The sequence below is a fragment of the Clostridium sp. AF12-41 genome (assembly GCF_003461685.1).
GTDB lineage: Bacteria > Bacillota > Clostridia > Lachnospirales > Lachnospiraceae > Otoolea > Otoolea fessa.
The window spans coordinates 621,741-638,146 of record NZ_QTXO01000001.1 but is presented as its reverse complement, the minus strand read 5'-3'; the positions used below and the strand labels follow the sequence as shown (position 1 = coordinate 638,146).

The window sequence follows — 16,406 nt, the reverse complement described above, 5'->3', positions numbered from 1 at the left end:
TGAAAAAACTCTCGTTTTTTCACACGCCCTTTTTATTTCGAAATAAAGTGGCTATGATTTCTTATATTTTGCCTCATAATCCCGCAGGCTTACAAGCGCTTCTTTCGACATCGGAATCAGCGCGATCAGGTTGAAGACGGTCATCAGACCGACACCGACATCACCGAGATCCCAGACAAAGGTGTAGGCGGTCAGTCCGCCGACAAACATCATGATCAGGGCGAGAATCTTGTACGCCGTCTGGGCGGCCCAGGTGTCTCCGAAGAGGTAGCTCACATTGGAGCGGGCGTAGAAGAGGATGCCGATGAAGGTAGTGAAACTGAACAGCCACAGGATTACGGCTATGAAAATGACGCCTAATTCCCCGAAATGCCAGCTCATTGCCGCCTGCAGCAGATCCATGCCCTCCAGACCGGAGATTTTATCAGCCGGGACCAGCAGCATGATCATGGCTGTACAGGTGCAGAGAAGCGTGTCGATGAAAACGCCCATCGCCTGCATCAGTCCGACTTTGGCAGGATGGGAGGTTTCTGCCGTCGCTGCCGCACACGGGGCGGAACCGCTTCCTGCTTCATTGGAGAAAAGTCCCCGTTTGACACCGTTCATCAATACGGCGCCGAAGCCGCCTGCGATTGCCTGGCGCAGACCGAGTGCTTCCTCAAAAACGCGGGCAAAAACGCCTGGAAGCTGGCGGAAGTTCACGATAATTAAAAACAGGGTCAGGATAATGTAAATGCCTGCCATGATCGGAACCAGCAGATCCAGAGCCCTGACGGAGGCATTTTTCCGAAGAACGATGACTGCCGCAAGGAGAACTAAAAACAAGCATGAGTAGATCGGCGGGATGCCGAATGCATTCTTAAAAGAAGAGGTCACGGAATTACTGATGACCTGGCTGATACCGCACCAGCAGATCAGACCGGAGAGCGCAAACAGTACGGAGAGAAGATTTTTCTTCGAAACCGGCGTGCCCTGTTTCTGGCGTTTGCTGTTGATCCAGTCGTGAATGTAGTAAGCAGGACCGCCGCGGTAACCGCCGTAGAGCGGATCCGGCTGTTTGTGAAGCTGGGCTAAGGTCGCCTCGATGAAAGCGGTTGCCGAACCGAGCAGCGCGGTTACCCACATCCAGAACAACGCACCGGCGCCTCCGGCGGAGAGAGCGGCAACGATACCGACAAGATTTCCCATACCGACGCGGGTCGCAGTTGACACGATCAGTGCCTGGAGTGCGGAGAGAGAGCCACCTTTGTGTCCGGTTTCGGCCTTTTCCAGCAGCGCGCGCAGCATATCCGGAAGCATTCGGATCTGCAGGAACCGCGTCCGGATAGTACAGAAGATACCGGTCGGGACGAGCAGAAGAACCAGAAGCGGCAGGTTGATGGTTGTTCCGCCAGGAAGCGGCAGATGAATCCAGTCACCCCAGAGGAAATAGTAGGTTTTTTCGATTAAATTGATAATTGTATTCATGTTTTCACCCCAAAATTTTATATAGTAAAGGTGCGCCCGCAGGTGCTTGACGATTGATTGAAAGATAGTTATAATGAGTGGCAGGGAGTTTTCAGACTCTCAGTATCATAAGGAAAAGGAGAATTCATATGCAGTACGCAATTGCACATTTAGATCCGAATGAGGACAATCCTTCCATGGAAGAGAATCCATGCATTAATGTTGATTTTGAAAACGAAGAGGAATCATGTCTGGAAGCTGCAACCATGATGATGGATGAAGGCTACAAGATGGTAACTCCATTTTTCATTGAGGATGGCGGCAAAGCGGGCACATACTCCTGGGAGTATGTCAATGCCCATCTGGTTGTCCGTACCAAATAATGTTTCACGTTGTTGTTTAAAACTGTATTGTTTTAAAGTGTGTGAGACTTAAAATGCCGGAAAGAGAAGATCTTTCCGGTTTTTTATATTTACATGTTAGCTGTCCTTGCACGTTTATAATAACTATTTCTTGAATATGTAATTAAATCTACTTATTTATATTCCGTATTGTACCGCACAGTTGAGGAAAGTGCAAGGGGAAAATGAGGGATTGTTACTGGAATTTTAAATAAAGATAAATAGTAATAAGTTGAAAGTCGGGTGTAAATCTCCTATAATGGACAGAAGAATCTTCAGGCAGAAAATGGCATACAGGGAGGCAGATGGAGACGGAAAAGAAACAGACAGATGAAAAAAAGGAACTTCGAACCGGATTTACGACCGGAACCTGCGCGGCGGCGTGTACGCGGGCGGCGGTGTTGTTTCTCTGCACAGGGGAAGCACCTGCGGCGGCAGAGACAGTGACACCTTCCGGCGTCCGGGCGATTCTGCCGATTGTCCGGGCAGAGCGGGAGGAAGATAGCGCAGTATGCGGTGTACAGAAGGACTCCGGTGACGATCCGGATGTGACGAATGGGACATTGGTTTGTGCACGGGCCGTTCTGGCTTGTCATGATAGCATAACTGAAAGCGGTTACACAGACCCGGCGTATCCGGGAATTGAGGTAACCGGCGGCGAGGGCATCGGCATGGTGACGCGGGACGGTCTTTCGTGTCCAGTGGGGCATTACGCGATCAACCCGGTACCGCGGACGGCTATTTTCCGGGAGGCGGCTCTGGCACGCCGGGAGGCGGGCATGCCGGAGTTACCTTTGCGGATTGAGATTTCTATCCCTTCCGGGCGGGAGCTGGCGGAGAAAACGTTTAACCCGCATCTGGGGATCATCGGTGGTATCTCGGTGCTTGGAACAACTGGGATTGTGAACCCGATGAGTGAGGCGGCATTGGTTGAGACGATCCGGCTGGATATCCGGGTGCACGCCCAGGAGGATGTTTCGCTGCTGGCAGTGGCGCCAGGCAATTATGGAGAACGATTTTTAAAAGAAGAAACCGGGCTTTCGATGGAAAATTTCATCAAGTGCAGTAATTTTATCGGGACCAGCTTTAAAATGCTTTCACAGGAAGGAATTCACCAGGCGCTTTTGGCAGGGCATGTTGGAAAACTGGTCAAAGTGGCAGGTGGTGTGATGAATACACATTCCCGGTATGGTGACAGACGGATGGAGATTTTGTCTGCATGCGCGCGAACCGTTGGATTTCCGGAGGCAGATGCCCTGCTGCCGATGAATACGACTGAGGAAGCGGCAGATTTCCTATATGAACATGGATATCTGAAACAGGTCATGGAGCAGGTGGCGAATCAGGTCAAAGCGGTATTGGAAGAAGAGAGCGGCGTTCAGACGGAGGTAATGCTATTTTCAAGCAATTATGGACTGATGGCGCGGACAGCTGGGGCGGATGCGTATGTGCGGGAGCTGCTGGAGATGGAGAGAGGCATGGAAGTAATGATAGATAGAAGAATCATAAATTACGAAAAGTTGAGATTCGAATATTAAATAAAAAAGGAGAAATCACATATATGGTATATTTCGTCGGAGCAGGTTCGGGAGCGCCAGATTTAATCACAGTGCGGGGAGCACGCCTTTTGAATCAGGCAGACCAGATTATTTACGCAGGTTCTCTGGTCAATCCAGAGCTTTTGGATTATAAAAAAGAATCAGCCGTTGTCTATGACAGTGCGAAAATGACGCTGGAAGAAGTGGTCGAAAAGATCCAAGAAGCGGAATCGACGGGTAAGATGACGGTGCGGCTTCACACGGGCGACCCCTGCGTGTATGGTGCGATCCGGGAACAGATGGACGAGCTGGACAAGTTAAATATCTCTTATAAGGTATGCCCGGGCGTCAGCTCTTTCTGCGGCGCGGCATCTGCATTGAATTTGGAATATACCTTGCCGGGCGTTTCGCAGAGCGTGATTATCACCCGGATGGCGGGGCGGACGCCGGTGCCGGAGAGGGAGAGCATCGCGTCGTTTGCAGCGCATCATGCGACTATGGTTATATTTTTAAGCACGGGAATGCTGAAGAAGCTTTCGGAAGAGCTGATAAAGGGCGGATATGAGGCGGACACGCCGGCGGCGATCGTGTACAAAGCGACCTGGCCGGATGAAAAGCGGGTTGTCTGCACGGTTGCCACGCTTGCAGAGGCGGCAGAGCGGGAAAATATCAAAAAAACAGCTCTGATTATCGTCGGGGATGTGACTGCCCAGGCGGGATACGAGCGTTCACGTTTATATGCGCCAGAATTCACAACTGAATTCCGTCAGGGGACGGATGGTTTTGTATATGAGTAATAGAAAGGGATTGTTATAAATGGAGCAGTTGAAACTTCGGGTCAGGAACGGTATCTGCATTTGCTTTACTGCACAGGGAAAAGAGACGGCGACGCGCCTGCTGGAGAAATTAAGCCAGCAGATGGAAGAGGCGTTTGACTTTTTAGATTATACAGGATCCGAACATTCGAAACCGCTGAAACAGGTGGTCAAGGAAGCATTTCAGGAGAAGGAAGCAATTTTGTTTGTCGGGGCGGCGGGGATTGCAGTCCGTTTGATTGCGCCGTGGGTGCAGGATAAGCTGAAAGATCCGGCGGTGCTGGTGATCGATGAGCAGGGACGTTATGCGATCCCGATTTTGTCTGGACATGTGGGCGGATGCAATGAACTGGCAGAGGCAGCGGCGCAGATTCTGGGGGCAGAACCGGTAATTACGACGGCAACGGATCTGCGGCAGGCATTTGCAGTTGATGTATTTGCAGCGGAAAATGAGCTGGTGATTAGTGATCGGGAACTGGCGAAACAAATCTCCGCGGCGGAGCTGCGCGGTGAAAAAATTGGCTTTTTCAGTGATTATCCAGTAGATGGAATCGTTCCGGCAGAGATTACTCCGGGCGTATGGCAGAAGGAAAACATCTATGTGACGCTGAAACAGGGCGGATGCCCGAAAAATGCCCCAGCGTCTCTGGTGCGCCGGGATATGGTGATTGGGCTGCAGGAGAAGAAGGAACAGCGGGATGCAGTCAAAGCAGCGGCGGTAGTGGCAGTGGAAACCGGCGATTCGGCGAAGGTGGCTGAGATAGATATGTCTGTCGGAAAATCCGATATAGGATCGCCTGGGCAGAAAAGTGAGCAGAAGAAAGAGCAAAGTTATGAGTCGGAAAATGAATCAGGTACGCCGGAACTTCTGCGCCTGTATCCGCGAACGGTTGTTCTTGGAATGGGATGCCGCCGGGATTCGTCCCTGAATGCTGTCCGGGAGATGGCAAGAGTGGCACTTTCTCGGGCGATGATTGATAAAAGTGCGGTGCGGGCGATTGCAACGGTAGATCGGAAGAAAAATGAGATGGCATTTCTGGCGCTTGCGAAGGAGTGGGATGTGGAACTGTGGAGTTTTACCCCGGAAGAGCTGGAAAGTGCCGGTACGAAGTTTGCAGAATCGCCGTTTGTGCGGAAGACAGTAGGGGTAGGAAATGTTTGTGAGCGTGCAGCCGTCATGGGGGTGCGCCGGATTTACCGGGAACGGGAGATGGATGAGAAAAATCTGCCTGCGATTGATCTGAGAGTACAGAAAATGGCGTTTAACGGTGTGACGGCAGCAGTAGCGGTTCCGGCATCGGAGCAAGTAAGGAGGCAGCAGTGGAAGAAAAAAAATTATACGTGATCGGAATTGGACCGGGGGCGAGAGAACAGATGACGGTCCGGGCAGACCGCATTTTGCGGGAAAGCCAGGTGATCATCGGTTATACGGTATACGTGGACCTGGTAAAAGAATTTTATCCACAGGCGGAATTTCTGACAACGCCGATGCGCCAGGAAAAGGAACGCTGTGAGATGGCATTAAAAGCGGCGCAGGATGGTCGGAAAACAGCAATGATCTGCAGTGGGGACAGCGGCGTCTATGGCATGGCGGGGCTGGTGCTGCAGATGGCAGAGGCGTACCCGGATGTGAACGTGGAAGTAATTCCAGGAGTGACGGCAGCGCTGGGAGGCGGAGCCATTCTCGGTGCACCGTTGGGACATGATTTTGCGGTGATCAGCCTGAGTGACCTTCTGACGCCGATGGAAGTGATCGAAAAAAGGCTGCGTGCAGCGGCGGAAGCGGATTTTATTATCTGCCTCTACAATCCATCCAGCCGGAAACGCCACGATTATCTGGAGCGTGCCTGCCGGATTCTTTTAGAGTATAAAAGTGGTGAGACTGCCTGCGGATATGTACAGAATATTGGCCGCGAGGGCGAGGCGGTGCACCTGCTGACACTGGCAGAACTGGAAAAGACGCCGGTGGATATGTTTACGACCGTATTTATTGGAAATAAGGAAACGCAGATGTTAAATGGATGTCTGGTGACACCGAGGGGATACCGCGATGTGTAAAATATGGATATTTGGAGGAACGACAGAAGGGCGCCTGCTGGCGGAATATTGTAGCCGGGAAAAGATTGAGGCGTGGGTCAGCGTGGCTTCGGAGTATGGAGAGGAGCTTTTGCAGGAGGAGCTGATGGAATCTGGGAATGCAGGGAATCCAGATTTGAACCACAATACTTGCCTTGCAAAGAAAAACTTGAAAACGGTTCAGGCATCCTCAGTGATAAAAGTCTTACGTGGACGGATGGATCGTTACCAGATGGAAGAATTTATCCGAAACCAGGGGATTCATCTTGTGATCGATGCAACACATCCGCATGCCAGACTTGTTTCAGAAGAAATCCAGGAAGCGTGCGGACGGACCGGTGTCCGCTTGGAACGGTGCCTGCGCGCAGAGGGCGAACAAAACAAAGCACGTGATTGGGTCGAGGTTGATTCCATTCAGGAGGCAGTGTCATTTCTTTCTTCTGTTTCCGGCGTGATTTTTGCCACAACCGGCAGTAAAGAACTGGAAGCCCTGTGCCAGATACCAGATTATCAAAAACGGGTGTATGCGAGAGTGCTTCCAACTTCGAATGTTTTGAAGAAATGTGAAAAATTGGGGATAACTGGCAGCCATCTGATTGCGATGCAGGGACCTTTTTCCACCGAAATGAATACGCTATTTCTCCGACAGACAAAAGCGGAGTGGCTATTGACGAAAGATTCCGGGCGTGCGGGCGGATTTCAGGAAAAGGTGGAAGCGGCGCGTGAAAATGGAACCAGAGTGGTTGTGATCCGCAGACCGGAGGAGGATGGTATTTCGCTGGAAGAGGCAATGGAGGTGCTGAAGAAGGCGGATGAGGGGAATGTTGGAGAGTTAAAAACACATTTGATTCTGGCGGGAATTGGCATGGGACAGCCGTCCCAGATGACAGGGGAAGTCCTTCGGGCAATTCGAGAGAGTGACGCCTTGATTGGCGCGGGGCGTATGCTGGAATCCGCGGAGAGAGCGCTGCAGAATGATTTGCTGATTAGCAAGGAAGGAAAAGCTGAAAACAGACAGGAATCAGCGGCTGCGGTGGAAAAAGAAACGAAGTGCTATAAAGCATATCTTCCTGACGATGTGATACAGATTGTATCGAAGCACCCGGAATGGAAGCAGGCGGTCATCCTGTATTCGGGTGATACCGGCTTTTTCAGCGGGGCATCCAGGATGGCAGAGCGGCTGCGGGAAGCTGGTTATCCATTTACCGTCTATCCGGGTACATCCTGTGTCAGTTATCTGGCGGCACGCCTGGGGACGCACTGGGAAGATGCGGCGATTTATTCCGCACATGGAAGAGAATTGTCTGTCGATCGGGTGATGAAACGTCTGTGTGATCCAGAAGAACCGGCTAAGCGTGCGTTTATCCTCATGGGCGGCAAAAATGGAGCTGGACAGTTTTGTGAACGTCTGACACAGGCGGGATATGGAAATGTACAGGTGACGGTTGGTGAAAACTTATCGTACCCGGAAGAGCAGATCCGGAGCGGAACCGCGGAAGAAATGAAAAAATTGGAATTTGCGGATTTGAGCTTGATGCTGCTGGAAGTCACGGATGAAATAAAGCGTGGGCAGAACGAAGAGGAAAAGATTACAGATGGTAACAATACAGAAACAAAAAATGTAGAGAAGTTGATATATGAACAGAAAATGGTGTCAGAAAAAATGCCATCCGATGTTCGAGTAACAGAATCATATAAAAATGATGCAGATAAACTTTTGCCACATGAGGCTTCTGTCAGAGCATGTCCACGCATCATGCTTGCCGCCCCCAAAAGCGGCAGTGGAAAAACTCTTTTGACCTGCGGACTGCTTGAAATCCTTCGCCGCCGCGGTCTGAATCCGATCGCGTGCAAATGTGGACCGGACTATATCGATCCAATGTTTCACCGCTATGTGCTCGGCATTCCCGGGCGAAATCTCGATAGCTTTTTTCTGCCGGCGGAAGGCGTGCGGAAGGTTTTGATGGATGCAGTGCGGGAAGAACAGGCGGGAATCGCAGTTTTAGAGGGTGTCATGGGCTATTATGACGGCTTGGGCGGAACAGAAACGTCCGCCAGCAGCTGGGAGATTGCAGAGATCACAGACACGCCGGCGATTCTGGTGCTGGACTGTAAGGGCGCATCGTTGTCGGCGGCAGCAATGGCATCTGGATTTTTACATTTCCGGAAAAAAAGCCATATTGCCGGAGTGATTTTGAACCGGGTTTCTTCGATGTATTATGAGCGGCTGGCAGCAGCCGTGGAAGAGGCGTCGGGGCTTCCGGTGCTTGGTTATCTGCCGGAATCCGAGGAATACCGCATGGAAAGCCGCCATCTGGGACTTTTTCTGCCGGGCGAGATCGATCGTCTGCGCGAGCGGATCGGGCGATTGGCAGATCAGATGGAAAAGTCGATCGCGGTGGAGCGGGTGCTGGAAGTGGCAGGGATGCTTCCATTGAGGATAGAAAACAAAGAGAAAGAAAAAGTAGAAAACGAATCAATGGAGGCGGAAAGTATAGCGAAATTCCCAGCATGTCAAGAGCAAAAAGTCACCTCGCGTGTCCGCATCGGTGTTGCCCGTGACGAGGCATTCTGCTTCTACTATCAGGAAAATTTCCGCCTTCTGGAACAGATGGGGGCGGAGCTGGTTTATTTCAGTCCACTGAGGGATAAAAAAATCCCGGACAGAGTGGATGGGCTTTTATTTGGCGGTGGTTATCCGGAGAATTATGCACGGGAGCTGGCAAAGAACGCGGCGATGCGTGAGAGTATCCGGCGGTCGATTGCGGCGGGAATGCCGTTTCTGGCGGAATGTGGTGGATTTTTATATTTACACCGTACTCTTGAAGGAAGCGATGGAAAACACTGGGAAATGGCTGGCGTTTATCCATTTGACGCTTACCGGACGAACCGCCTGCGCCGGTTTGGCTATGTGCGTCTGCTGACCTCATCTGGTCAGGAAATTCACGGGCATGAGTTCCATTACTGGGAGAGCGAAGATCCAGGCACCAACTGGGAGGCAGTCAAACCGACCGGAAACCGAAGCTGGCGCTGCATCCATGAAAAGGGAGGACAGATTGGCGGATTTCCGCATCTCTATTATGCATCCTGTCCAGATTTTTTGCGAAAATGGCTGGATGTATGTGCCAAAGGGAGTCAGAAAAAATATATCAATTGAGTGAATTTATATGAGAATCTAGAAAATGGGGAGTAGCAAATGCGAGATGAATGGTTTATCCGGGGCAAGGTCCCGATGACGAAGAGTGAGGTGCGGACCGTGTCATTGTCCAAGCTGGAATTGTATGAGGACTGTGAGTTCTGGGACATTGGCGCGGGAACGGGTTCTGTCAGTGTGGAAGCGGCGGTAAGCTGTCCGGGGATTCATGTGTGTGCGTTTGAATATAAGGAAGAGGCGGTTGAACTGATCCGGGCAAATTGTGAGAAAGCCAGAACAGAGGCGGTCACGATCGTGCCGGGAAAGGCGCCGGAGACATTTGCACAGGTAAGTGTTCACCGACCGGATCGGGCATTTATCGGGGGAACAACCGGACAGATGCGCGAGATTCTGGATGAATTGTTCCGCTTGAACCCAGATATCCGGATTGTGATCAACCTGATTGCGCTGGAGTCTCTGACAGTGCTTATGAGTTACCTGAAAGAGCGCGGGATAGAGGCGGAGATTCTGTCCATGCAGATTGCAAAAGCGGAGAAGATTGGTTCCAGTCATTTGATGAAAGGGCAGAATCCGATCTATATCATATCACTGGGAGGAAATGAAGCGTGAAGAAAATGATTCAGCCAGAGGCATTAAAAGTGGGCGCGAATCGTATAAGCGCAAACGATGCAAGGAGTGTAAAATTAGATTTTGCACCAATGGAGGGAATCACGGGATACGTATTCCGGCAGGCGCATGCAGTCATTTATGGGGGCGTTGACCGGTATTACAGTCCGTTCATTGCACCAGGTTCCAGTCATAAGCTGACATCCAGGGAGAGGAACGATATTCTTCCAGAGCATAATCAGGGATTATGCCTGATCCCGCAGATTCTGACGCATTCGGCGGAAGATTTTCTGTGGGTTTGCGAGGAACTGGCGGAGTATGGATATAGGACGGTTAATCTGAACCTGGGCTGTCCGTCGGGAACGGTGGTTACGAAGAAAAAGGGCGCGGGATTTTTAGCCGAGCCGGAAGATTTGAGCTTGTTTCTGGAGGAAGTCTGCAATGGATTGGAAAAAATCCACGCGTCGGATGGAAAGCCGGTGCGTTTGTCGATCAAAACCCGGATCGGCATGAAAGAAGCGTCTGAATTTCCACGCCTGCTTGCTATCTATAATCACTATCCGCTGGAAGAACTGATTGTACACCCGAGAGTGCGCGAGGACTATTATAAGGGGAAAATACGGATGGAGTCATTTGCGTATGCGCTGGAGCAGAGCTGCTGCCCGGTCAGCTATAATGGAAATCTTTTTTCGGCGGCGGATGCGTCTGCGCTCATGGAAGAAATTGTAGGACAAGATGAATCGTCTGACAAAGGCGAAATGCAGAAAAAAACGAAATTAGCCGCACTGATGTTTGGGCGCGGTGCGGTTGCGAGCCCGTGGATTTTTGGAGAGGTGCGGAATCTGCCATCCTCGACTCATCTCCAATCCTTCCAGCAATTCCACGATCGCCTCCTGACCGGTTATGCAGAAATCATGTCCGGCGACCGGAATACTTTGTTTAAAATGAAGGAACTCTGGTACTATTTCCAGTGCCATTTTCCGGGATGTGAAAAAGAATTGAAGAAGATTAAGAAGGCACAGAAGCTGTCTGACTACCGGGCTGCTGTTCAGGCGATGTTTGCGAGCGGGCGGTTTGTGGAAGGCGGCTTTCGCAACCCGGCACCATAGGAGTGATACCGGGCTGTCCTGTAACCATCCTCTCATTCAGGCAGTACAGTGTTGCGAATATCAAATTTTACACAGATTTTACATTTCCTGCTGGTTATTTTTACATTTATTTGATATAGTGAAGACATACTATGTGTAAAGATCAAAAGATGATGGGAGAATATGTATGTCTATTAGTACTTTGGGAACACTCTTTCAGTTCATTGGAGGACTGGGAATGTTCCTGTATGGAATGGAGTCGATGGCGGATGGTCTGCAGAAGTTTGCGGGCAACCGTTTACAACGTGTGCTTGAGATCCTGACTTCGAACCGCTTGCTGGGCGTGCTGGTGGGCGCGGGCGTTACCGCGATCATCCAGAGTAGTTCCGCGACGACGGTTATGGTCGTTGGTTTCGTAAATGCCGGAATTATCAATCTTCTGCAGGCGACCGGCATCATCATGGGTGCCAACATTGGTACGACTGTGACGAGCTGGATTGTGTCGATGAGTGAGTGGGGCGAGGTGTTAAAGCCAGAGTTCTTTGCACCGGTTCTCTTCGGTATCGGCGCATTCATCACGATGTTTGCGAAGAGCCACAAGAAAAAAGAGGGTGCCGAAGTCCTGATCGGTTTTGCACTCCTGTTTATCGGTCTTTCTTTCATGTCCGGTTCGATTGAGCCGTACCGGGATGCGCCGATCTTCTCCGAGTCCTTCCGGGTACTGGGACAGAATCCACTTTTAGGTATTTTAGTCGGTCTGGCAGTTACCGCAATCATCCAGAGTAGTTCCGCGTCCGTCGGTATTTTACAGATGCTGGCGATCAACGGCATGGTAAACTGGCAGTCAGCAGTCTTTATTACATTGGGACAGAACATCGGTACCTGTGCGACCGCGCTGTTATCCTGTATCGGTACGACCCGTACGGCAAAGCGTGCGGCGGTCATTCACCTTCTGTTCAATGTGACGGGTGCAGTTGTATTTGGCGTCGCTTTATACATCGTGTTTATGATGAATCCGGAGCTTGCGATGACGCGTGCGGACAGTGTGGGAATTTCGATTTTCCATACGATATTTAACGTTGTCAACACCTGCATTATGTTCCCGTTTGCTGGTTTCCTGGTAAAGGCATCGGATGTGATTGTTCCGAAGCCGAAGGAGACAGAGAAAGAGTGGTCGGCAAACAGTGTCGAGACCGAGATGATCCGTCACTTAGACGACCGTATCCTCGAAACTCCGTCCTTTGCGATTGAGACGGCGTGCAACGAGGTTGTCAACATGGGCAAGGTAGCGGTTGCCAACTTAAAAATAGCGACAGCAGCCTTAGTAGATGCAGATGATAATTTCTGTGAACAGGTATTTGAAAATGAAGAGACGATCGACCGCATGGAGAAAATGCTGACCGAATATCTCTTAAAGATCAACAACCTCTCCTTGAATGATGAACAGCATCTTCTCGTTAAGAATATGTATTATACAATCGGTGATCTTGAACGTGTCGGTGACCACTGTGAAAACTTAGCAGAGCTTGCCAAGAAACGGATTGAGAATGTGAATATTGATTTCTCGGATCTGGCGCTGAAAGAGCTGCGGACGATTGCAGATGCAACGCTTAAATCGGTCGAGGCGTCCGTGGAGGCGCGTCAGGCGCATGACATGCAGAAAGTACGTCAGACTGCCCGCTGGGAGGAAGAGGTTGACAATATGGAAGAGGAGATGCGCGAGAGCCATATGAACCGTCTTTCCAATGGAGAATGCAAGATTGAGGGCGGTGTTATCTTCCTGGATGCACTGGCAAATTATGAGAGAATCGCGGATCATGCCAAGAATGTAGCTGGCTACGTAAAGGAAGAGATGCAGTAATGAAATATCGGATATATGTGATTGAGGATGATGAAAATATCCGGAATCTGATCTGCGTGGCACTGGAAAACTTTGGTTACTGCGCCAGCGGATTTGAGACGGCAGAGGAAGCGCTTGACAACCTCTCGGCCCTGCTCCGGAGAGGCAGGGAGGCGCAGCGGGAGTATCCGGCGATGTTTGTATTCGACTGGATGCTGCCGGGGATGGACGGCATGGCGGCGATCCGCAAGATCCGGGAGATGCCGGATTTTTCCGCAGCCCCGGTCCTGATGCTGACGGCAAAGGATCGTGAGATGGATATTGTACAGGGACTTGACAACGGTGCTGACGACTACATGACGAAACCGTTTGGTATTCTGGAGCTTTCGGCGCGCGTCAGAAACCTTTTAAAGCGGGTGGAACCTGCAAAAGAGGAGGTTTCCAGCCTGACGATCGGTGAAGTCAGCATCAACCGGGAGACGCGAGAGGTGATTGCCTGCGGCGACCGGACGGAGCTGACGCTCAAAGAATTTGAACTTTTAACATATCTCATGGAACATATCAACCGGGTGGTGACGCGCGACGAGCTTCTCGATCATATCTGGGGCTATGACTATGATGGGGAGACGAGAACGCTGGACATGCACATCAAGACACTCCGGCAGAAGCTGCATGATGCCGGAGCCCAGATCAAGACAGTGCGCGGCGTGGGCTATCGGTTTTTAAAGGAAAAAGAAGCGGGAAAGTGATGAAACGATGCGAAAAGCGATTTTGACGAAATTTATTCATCTGTTATTCCTGGCGCTGGTTCTGAATACATTTATCGCTCTGGTGGTTACCAGCAGTGTATTGCTCAAACGGTCAAGGGAGGACATGCATTTTGCATTGGAATCCGTTGACCGTATGTTGGATTATACGGGGAATGTGGAAGAACAGCTGATGGATTTGAGCGACCTTACGAACGACAATAATAGCCGTTATACGCTGATCCGGATGGATGGCACGGTGGTGGCTGATACGGAAGTAGCGCAGGTGAATCAGATGGAAAATCATCTGGAGCGCAAGGAAGTGAAGGATGCGCTGGCGACGGGCTATGGATATTCGGTGCGCCGTTCCGGAACGTTAGGAATGCAGATGGCGTACGCGGCGATCCGTTCATCGGACGGCAAATACATACTGCGCCTTTCTGCCTGTTCAACCGGTTTGGGTGAATATATCCTGATGTTGATTCCGGCCGCTTTTTTGAGCTTTGGAATAGCTTTTTTTGCATCGGCAATGGAGGCGGAACGGTTTTCCCAGTCCATCACGCGTCCTTTGCAGGAAATTTCCAGCGAAATGGTGCGGATGGATGACGACTACACGCGTTTTCAGTTTGAAAAATGCCCGTATGAGGAGATCAATGTCATCGCGGACACGACGACGCGGATGTCCCGGAATATGAAGAAATATCTGGAGCGCATTGAGAAAGAAAAACAGATCCGGCAGGAGTTTTTCAGCAATGCATCGCATGAGCTGAAAACACCGATCACTTCGATCCGCGGTTATGTCGAGCTTTTGGAAAGCGGCATGGCACAGGATCCGGACACGGCACATGATTTTCTGGGACGCATAAAAAAAGAGGCAATGCGGATGACGAACCTGGTGGATGATATTTTGATGATCTCCCGTCTGGAATCGCGCGGTGCGAAAGCAGATATTGTGACAATCCGCACGGTGGAACTGCTGGAGGACAGCCTGTCTTCGATTGCCGCGCAGGCGGCGTCGCGCGGCATCACAGTCCATAAAGAGTGCGAGAATTTCACAATTCGTGCCGATCTGCGCCAGATGCAGGAGCTGTTTAACAATCTGTTGACAAACGCGGTCAAGTATAACAACGAGGGCGGCGAAATCTGGGTGCAGGTCAAGCACTGGGGCGCGGATATGATACTGACGGTCCGCGACACTGGCGTCGGCATCCCGGCGGAGAGCCAGAGCCGTATTTTTGAGCGGTTTTACCGGGTGGATAAAGGGCGCAGCCGCAAACAGGGCGGCACCGGGCTTGGTCTTTCGATCGTCAAGCATATCGTGAATTTTTATCATGGAAGCGTGAAGGTAGAGTCGGAAGTCGGAAAAGGTTCAACGTTTACGGTGAAACTGCAGATCGCGGAAGCAAAATAAAAAAGAGTCAACCTAAATTCCCTATAAAATAGCGGAATTTTAGGTTGACTCTTTTTGGAGTTTGTAGTATGATTGCTTTAAAGCGTAACAGTTCAGCTCTTTAAAGCGAAAAATAAATCATGGTTTGAAGCATAAGAGGAAAATCTGTTACATACGTTGAAAAGGTTCAGGAGGATGATATTATGAGAAAGACAAAGAAATTAGCAGCCCTGATGCTGGCTGGCGCAATGGCGGCATCCCTGGCAGCCTGCGGAGGACAGACAGCAAGTACGGACACGACAGCAGCGGAGTCCGCAGACGGAGAAGAAAGCAAAGAGGCAGAGCAGACAGCAGACGGCGAGACCTATAAGATTGGCGTATTACAGCTGACCCAGCATGTGGCACTGGATAAGACCAATGAGGGCTTCGTGGCAGCGCTGGACGATGCAGGCATCAAATATGAGATCGACCAGCAGAATGCAGCTGGCGAGCAGTCTGCATGCCAGACGATCGCAGAGAAACTGGTCAACGATAAAGATGATTTGATTTTTGCAATCGCAACCCCGGCAGCACAGGCAGTTGCAGGTGTGACGGATTCGATTCCGATTCTTGTAAGCGCCGTTACCGATCCGGCGGCTTCCGGTCTGGTAGAGAGCAACGAGGTTCCGGGCGGCAACGTATCGGGTACTTCTGATCTGACTCCGGTTAAAGAGCAGATTGATCTGATGCAGCAGATTATTCCAGATGTAAAAAAGGTCGGGCTTCTGTATTGCAGCGCGGAGGCAAACTCCGTTCTTCAGATTGACATGGCGAAAGAAGCACTTGATACAGCTGGTATTGAGTATGAAGATTACACCGTTTCCAATTCCAATGAGATTCCTACCGTTGTAGAATCTATGGTTGGCAATGTAGACTGTGTATACACACCAACCGACAACATGATCGCAGCTGGTATGGCAACCGTAACGATGGTAACAAATGAGAATAAACTTCCGGTTATCTGCGGCGAGAAAGGCATGGTAGATGCAGGCGGTCTTGCTACTTACGGTATTGATTACTACCAGTTAGGCTACATGACCGGTGAGCAGGCCGTTAAAATCCTGACTGAGGGCGCCGATATTTCTAAGATGCCGATCGGTTATCTGGACGCTTCCAAGTGCGAGCTGAGTGTCAATGAAGAGACAGCGCAGACGCTGGGAATCGATGTATCTGGACTTGAGAAATAAAGAGTACCAGAAAGACCTAAACTTCAAATGAGATGGACTGTCAGATCAGAAGCATAAAATAAATATGCCGATCTGGCAGT

13 protein-coding genes are annotated in these 16,406 nt (G+C 50.6%); 12 read left to right on the top strand and 1 reads right to left on the bottom strand.

The window, feature by feature from the left end:
- Positions 1–51: 51 nt before the first annotated feature.
- Complete coding sequence (locus DWV73_RS02780) at positions 52–1,467, bottom strand: alanine/glycine:cation symporter family protein (RefSeq protein ID WP_117795555.1); 1,416 nt, start codon at positions 1,465–1,467, stop codon at positions 52–54.
- 128 nt (positions 1,468–1,595) lie between these two features.
- Here DWV73_RS02780 and DWV73_RS02775 point away from each other — a divergent pair, with 128 nt between their 5' ends.
- The 12 genes from DWV73_RS02775 to DWV73_RS02720 all read left to right on the top strand — a co-directional run bounded on the left by DWV73_RS02775 (position 1,596) and on the right by DWV73_RS02720 (position 16,326).
- Positions 1,596–1,829, top strand: a complete 234-nt coding sequence (locus DWV73_RS02775) for a hypothetical protein (RefSeq protein WP_022358715.1) — start codon at positions 1,596–1,598, stop codon at positions 1,827–1,829.
- Positions 1,830–2,152: 323 nt separating this feature from the next.
- Positions 2,153–3,385, top strand: a complete 1,233-nt coding sequence (gene cbiD, locus DWV73_RS02770; RefSeq protein WP_106999980.1) for a cobalt-precorrin-5B (C(1))-methyltransferase CbiD — start codon at positions 2,153–2,155, stop codon at positions 3,383–3,385.
- A 23-nt stretch (positions 3,386–3,408) separates the two neighbouring features.
- Positions 3,409–4,182: a precorrin-4 C(11)-methyltransferase gene (gene cobM, locus DWV73_RS02765; RefSeq protein ID WP_022358712.1), complete on the top strand. Its 774-nt coding sequence runs from the start codon at positions 3,409–3,411 to the stop codon at positions 4,180–4,182.
- A gap of 19 nt (positions 4,183–4,201) precedes the next feature.
- Positions 4,202–5,545 (top strand): cobalamin biosynthesis protein, encoded by a 1,344-nt coding sequence (locus DWV73_RS02760; RefSeq protein ID WP_117795553.1) that lies wholly within the window; start codon positions 4,202–4,204, stop codon positions 5,543–5,545.
- A gap of 29 nt (positions 5,546–5,574) precedes the next feature.
- Positions 5,575–6,258, top strand: coding sequence for a precorrin-3B C(17)-methyltransferase (cobJ, locus tag DWV73_RS02755; RefSeq protein ID WP_117795792.1), 684 nt, complete (start codon positions 5,575–5,577; stop codon positions 6,256–6,258).
- A complete protein-coding gene (locus DWV73_RS02750; protein WP_117795552.1) occupies positions 6,251–9,433 on the top strand; it encodes a cobyrinate a,c-diamide synthase in 3,183 nt (1,060 codons plus the stop codon). The genes cobJ and DWV73_RS02750 overlap by 8 nt, the downstream gene beginning before the upstream one ends.
- 39 nt (positions 9,434–9,472) lie before the next feature.
- Positions 9,473–10,039, top strand: coding sequence for a precorrin-6Y C5,15-methyltransferase (decarboxylating) subunit CbiT (gene cbiT, locus DWV73_RS02745; protein ID WP_117795550.1), 567 nt, complete (start codon positions 9,473–9,475; stop codon positions 10,037–10,039).
- A 5-nt stretch (positions 10,040–10,044) separates the two neighbouring features.
- Positions 10,045–11,145, top strand: coding sequence for a tRNA-dihydrouridine synthase family protein (locus DWV73_RS02740; RefSeq protein ID WP_117795790.1), 1,101 nt, complete (start codon positions 10,045–10,047; stop codon positions 11,143–11,145).
- 166 nt (positions 11,146–11,311) lie between these two features.
- The gene (locus DWV73_RS02735; RefSeq protein WP_022358706.1) at positions 11,312–12,985 is read left to right on the top strand and encodes a Na/Pi cotransporter family protein; all 1,674 of its coding nucleotides are present in this window, start codon (positions 11,312–11,314) and stop codon (positions 12,983–12,985) included.
- On the top strand, positions 12,985–13,713 hold the full coding sequence (locus DWV73_RS02730) for a response regulator transcription factor (protein ID WP_117795548.1): 729 nt from the start codon (positions 12,985–12,987) through the stop codon (positions 13,711–13,713). Before DWV73_RS02735 ends, DWV73_RS02730 begins: the two co-directional genes overlap by 1 nt.
- Before the next feature lie 7 nt (positions 13,714–13,720).
- The gene (locus DWV73_RS02725) at positions 13,721–15,121 is read left to right on the top strand and encodes an ATP-binding protein (protein WP_117795546.1); all 1,401 of its coding nucleotides are present in this window, start codon (positions 13,721–13,723) and stop codon (positions 15,119–15,121) included.
- A gap of 182 nt (positions 15,122–15,303) precedes the next feature.
- Positions 15,304–16,326 (top strand): ABC transporter substrate-binding protein, encoded by a 1,023-nt coding sequence (locus tag DWV73_RS02720; RefSeq protein ID WP_106999973.1) that lies wholly within the window; start codon positions 15,304–15,306, stop codon positions 16,324–16,326.
- Positions 16,327–16,406: the final 80 nt, after the last annotated feature.

What these genes read in the sequence shown, in the direction of transcription:
- DWV73_RS02730 (WP_117795548.1), top strand. Translation starts at nt 12,985, where the DNA reads ATGAAATATCGGATATATGTGATTGAGGATGATGAAAATATCCGGAAT.
- DWV73_RS02750 (WP_117795552.1), top strand. Translation starts at nt 6,251, where the DNA reads ATGTGTAAAATATGGATATTTGGAGGAACGACAGAAGGGCGCCTGCTG.
- cbiT (WP_117795550.1), top strand. Translation starts at nt 9,473, where the DNA reads ATGCGAGATGAATGGTTTATCCGGGGCAAGGTCCCGATGACGAAGAGT.
- cobM (WP_022358712.1), top strand. Translation starts at nt 3,409, where the DNA reads ATGGTATATTTCGTCGGAGCAGGTTCGGGAGCGCCAGATTTAATCACA.
- DWV73_RS02780 (WP_117795555.1), bottom strand. Translation starts at nt 1,467, where the DNA reads ATGAATACAATTATCAATTTAATCGAAAAAACCTACTATTTCCTCTGG.
- DWV73_RS02775 (WP_022358715.1), top strand. Translation starts at nt 1,596, where the DNA reads ATGCAGTACGCAATTGCACATTTAGATCCGAATGAGGACAATCCTTCC.
- DWV73_RS02760 (WP_117795553.1), top strand. Translation starts at nt 4,202, where the DNA reads ATGGAGCAGTTGAAACTTCGGGTCAGGAACGGTATCTGCATTTGCTTT.
- DWV73_RS02720 (WP_106999973.1), top strand. Translation starts at nt 15,304, where the DNA reads ATGAGAAAGACAAAGAAATTAGCAGCCCTGATGCTGGCTGGCGCAATG.
- cbiD (WP_106999980.1), top strand. Translation starts at nt 2,153, where the DNA reads ATGGAGACGGAAAAGAAACAGACAGATGAAAAAAAGGAACTTCGAACC.
- DWV73_RS02725 (WP_117795546.1), top strand. Translation starts at nt 13,721, where the DNA reads ATGCGAAAAGCGATTTTGACGAAATTTATTCATCTGTTATTCCTGGCG.
- DWV73_RS02740 (WP_117795790.1), top strand. Translation starts at nt 10,045, where the DNA reads ATGATTCAGCCAGAGGCATTAAAAGTGGGCGCGAATCGTATAAGCGCA.
- DWV73_RS02735 (WP_022358706.1), top strand. Translation starts at nt 11,312, where the DNA reads ATGTCTATTAGTACTTTGGGAACACTCTTTCAGTTCATTGGAGGACTG.
- cobJ (WP_117795792.1), top strand. Translation starts at nt 5,575, where the DNA reads ATGACGGTCCGGGCAGACCGCATTTTGCGGGAAAGCCAGGTGATCATC.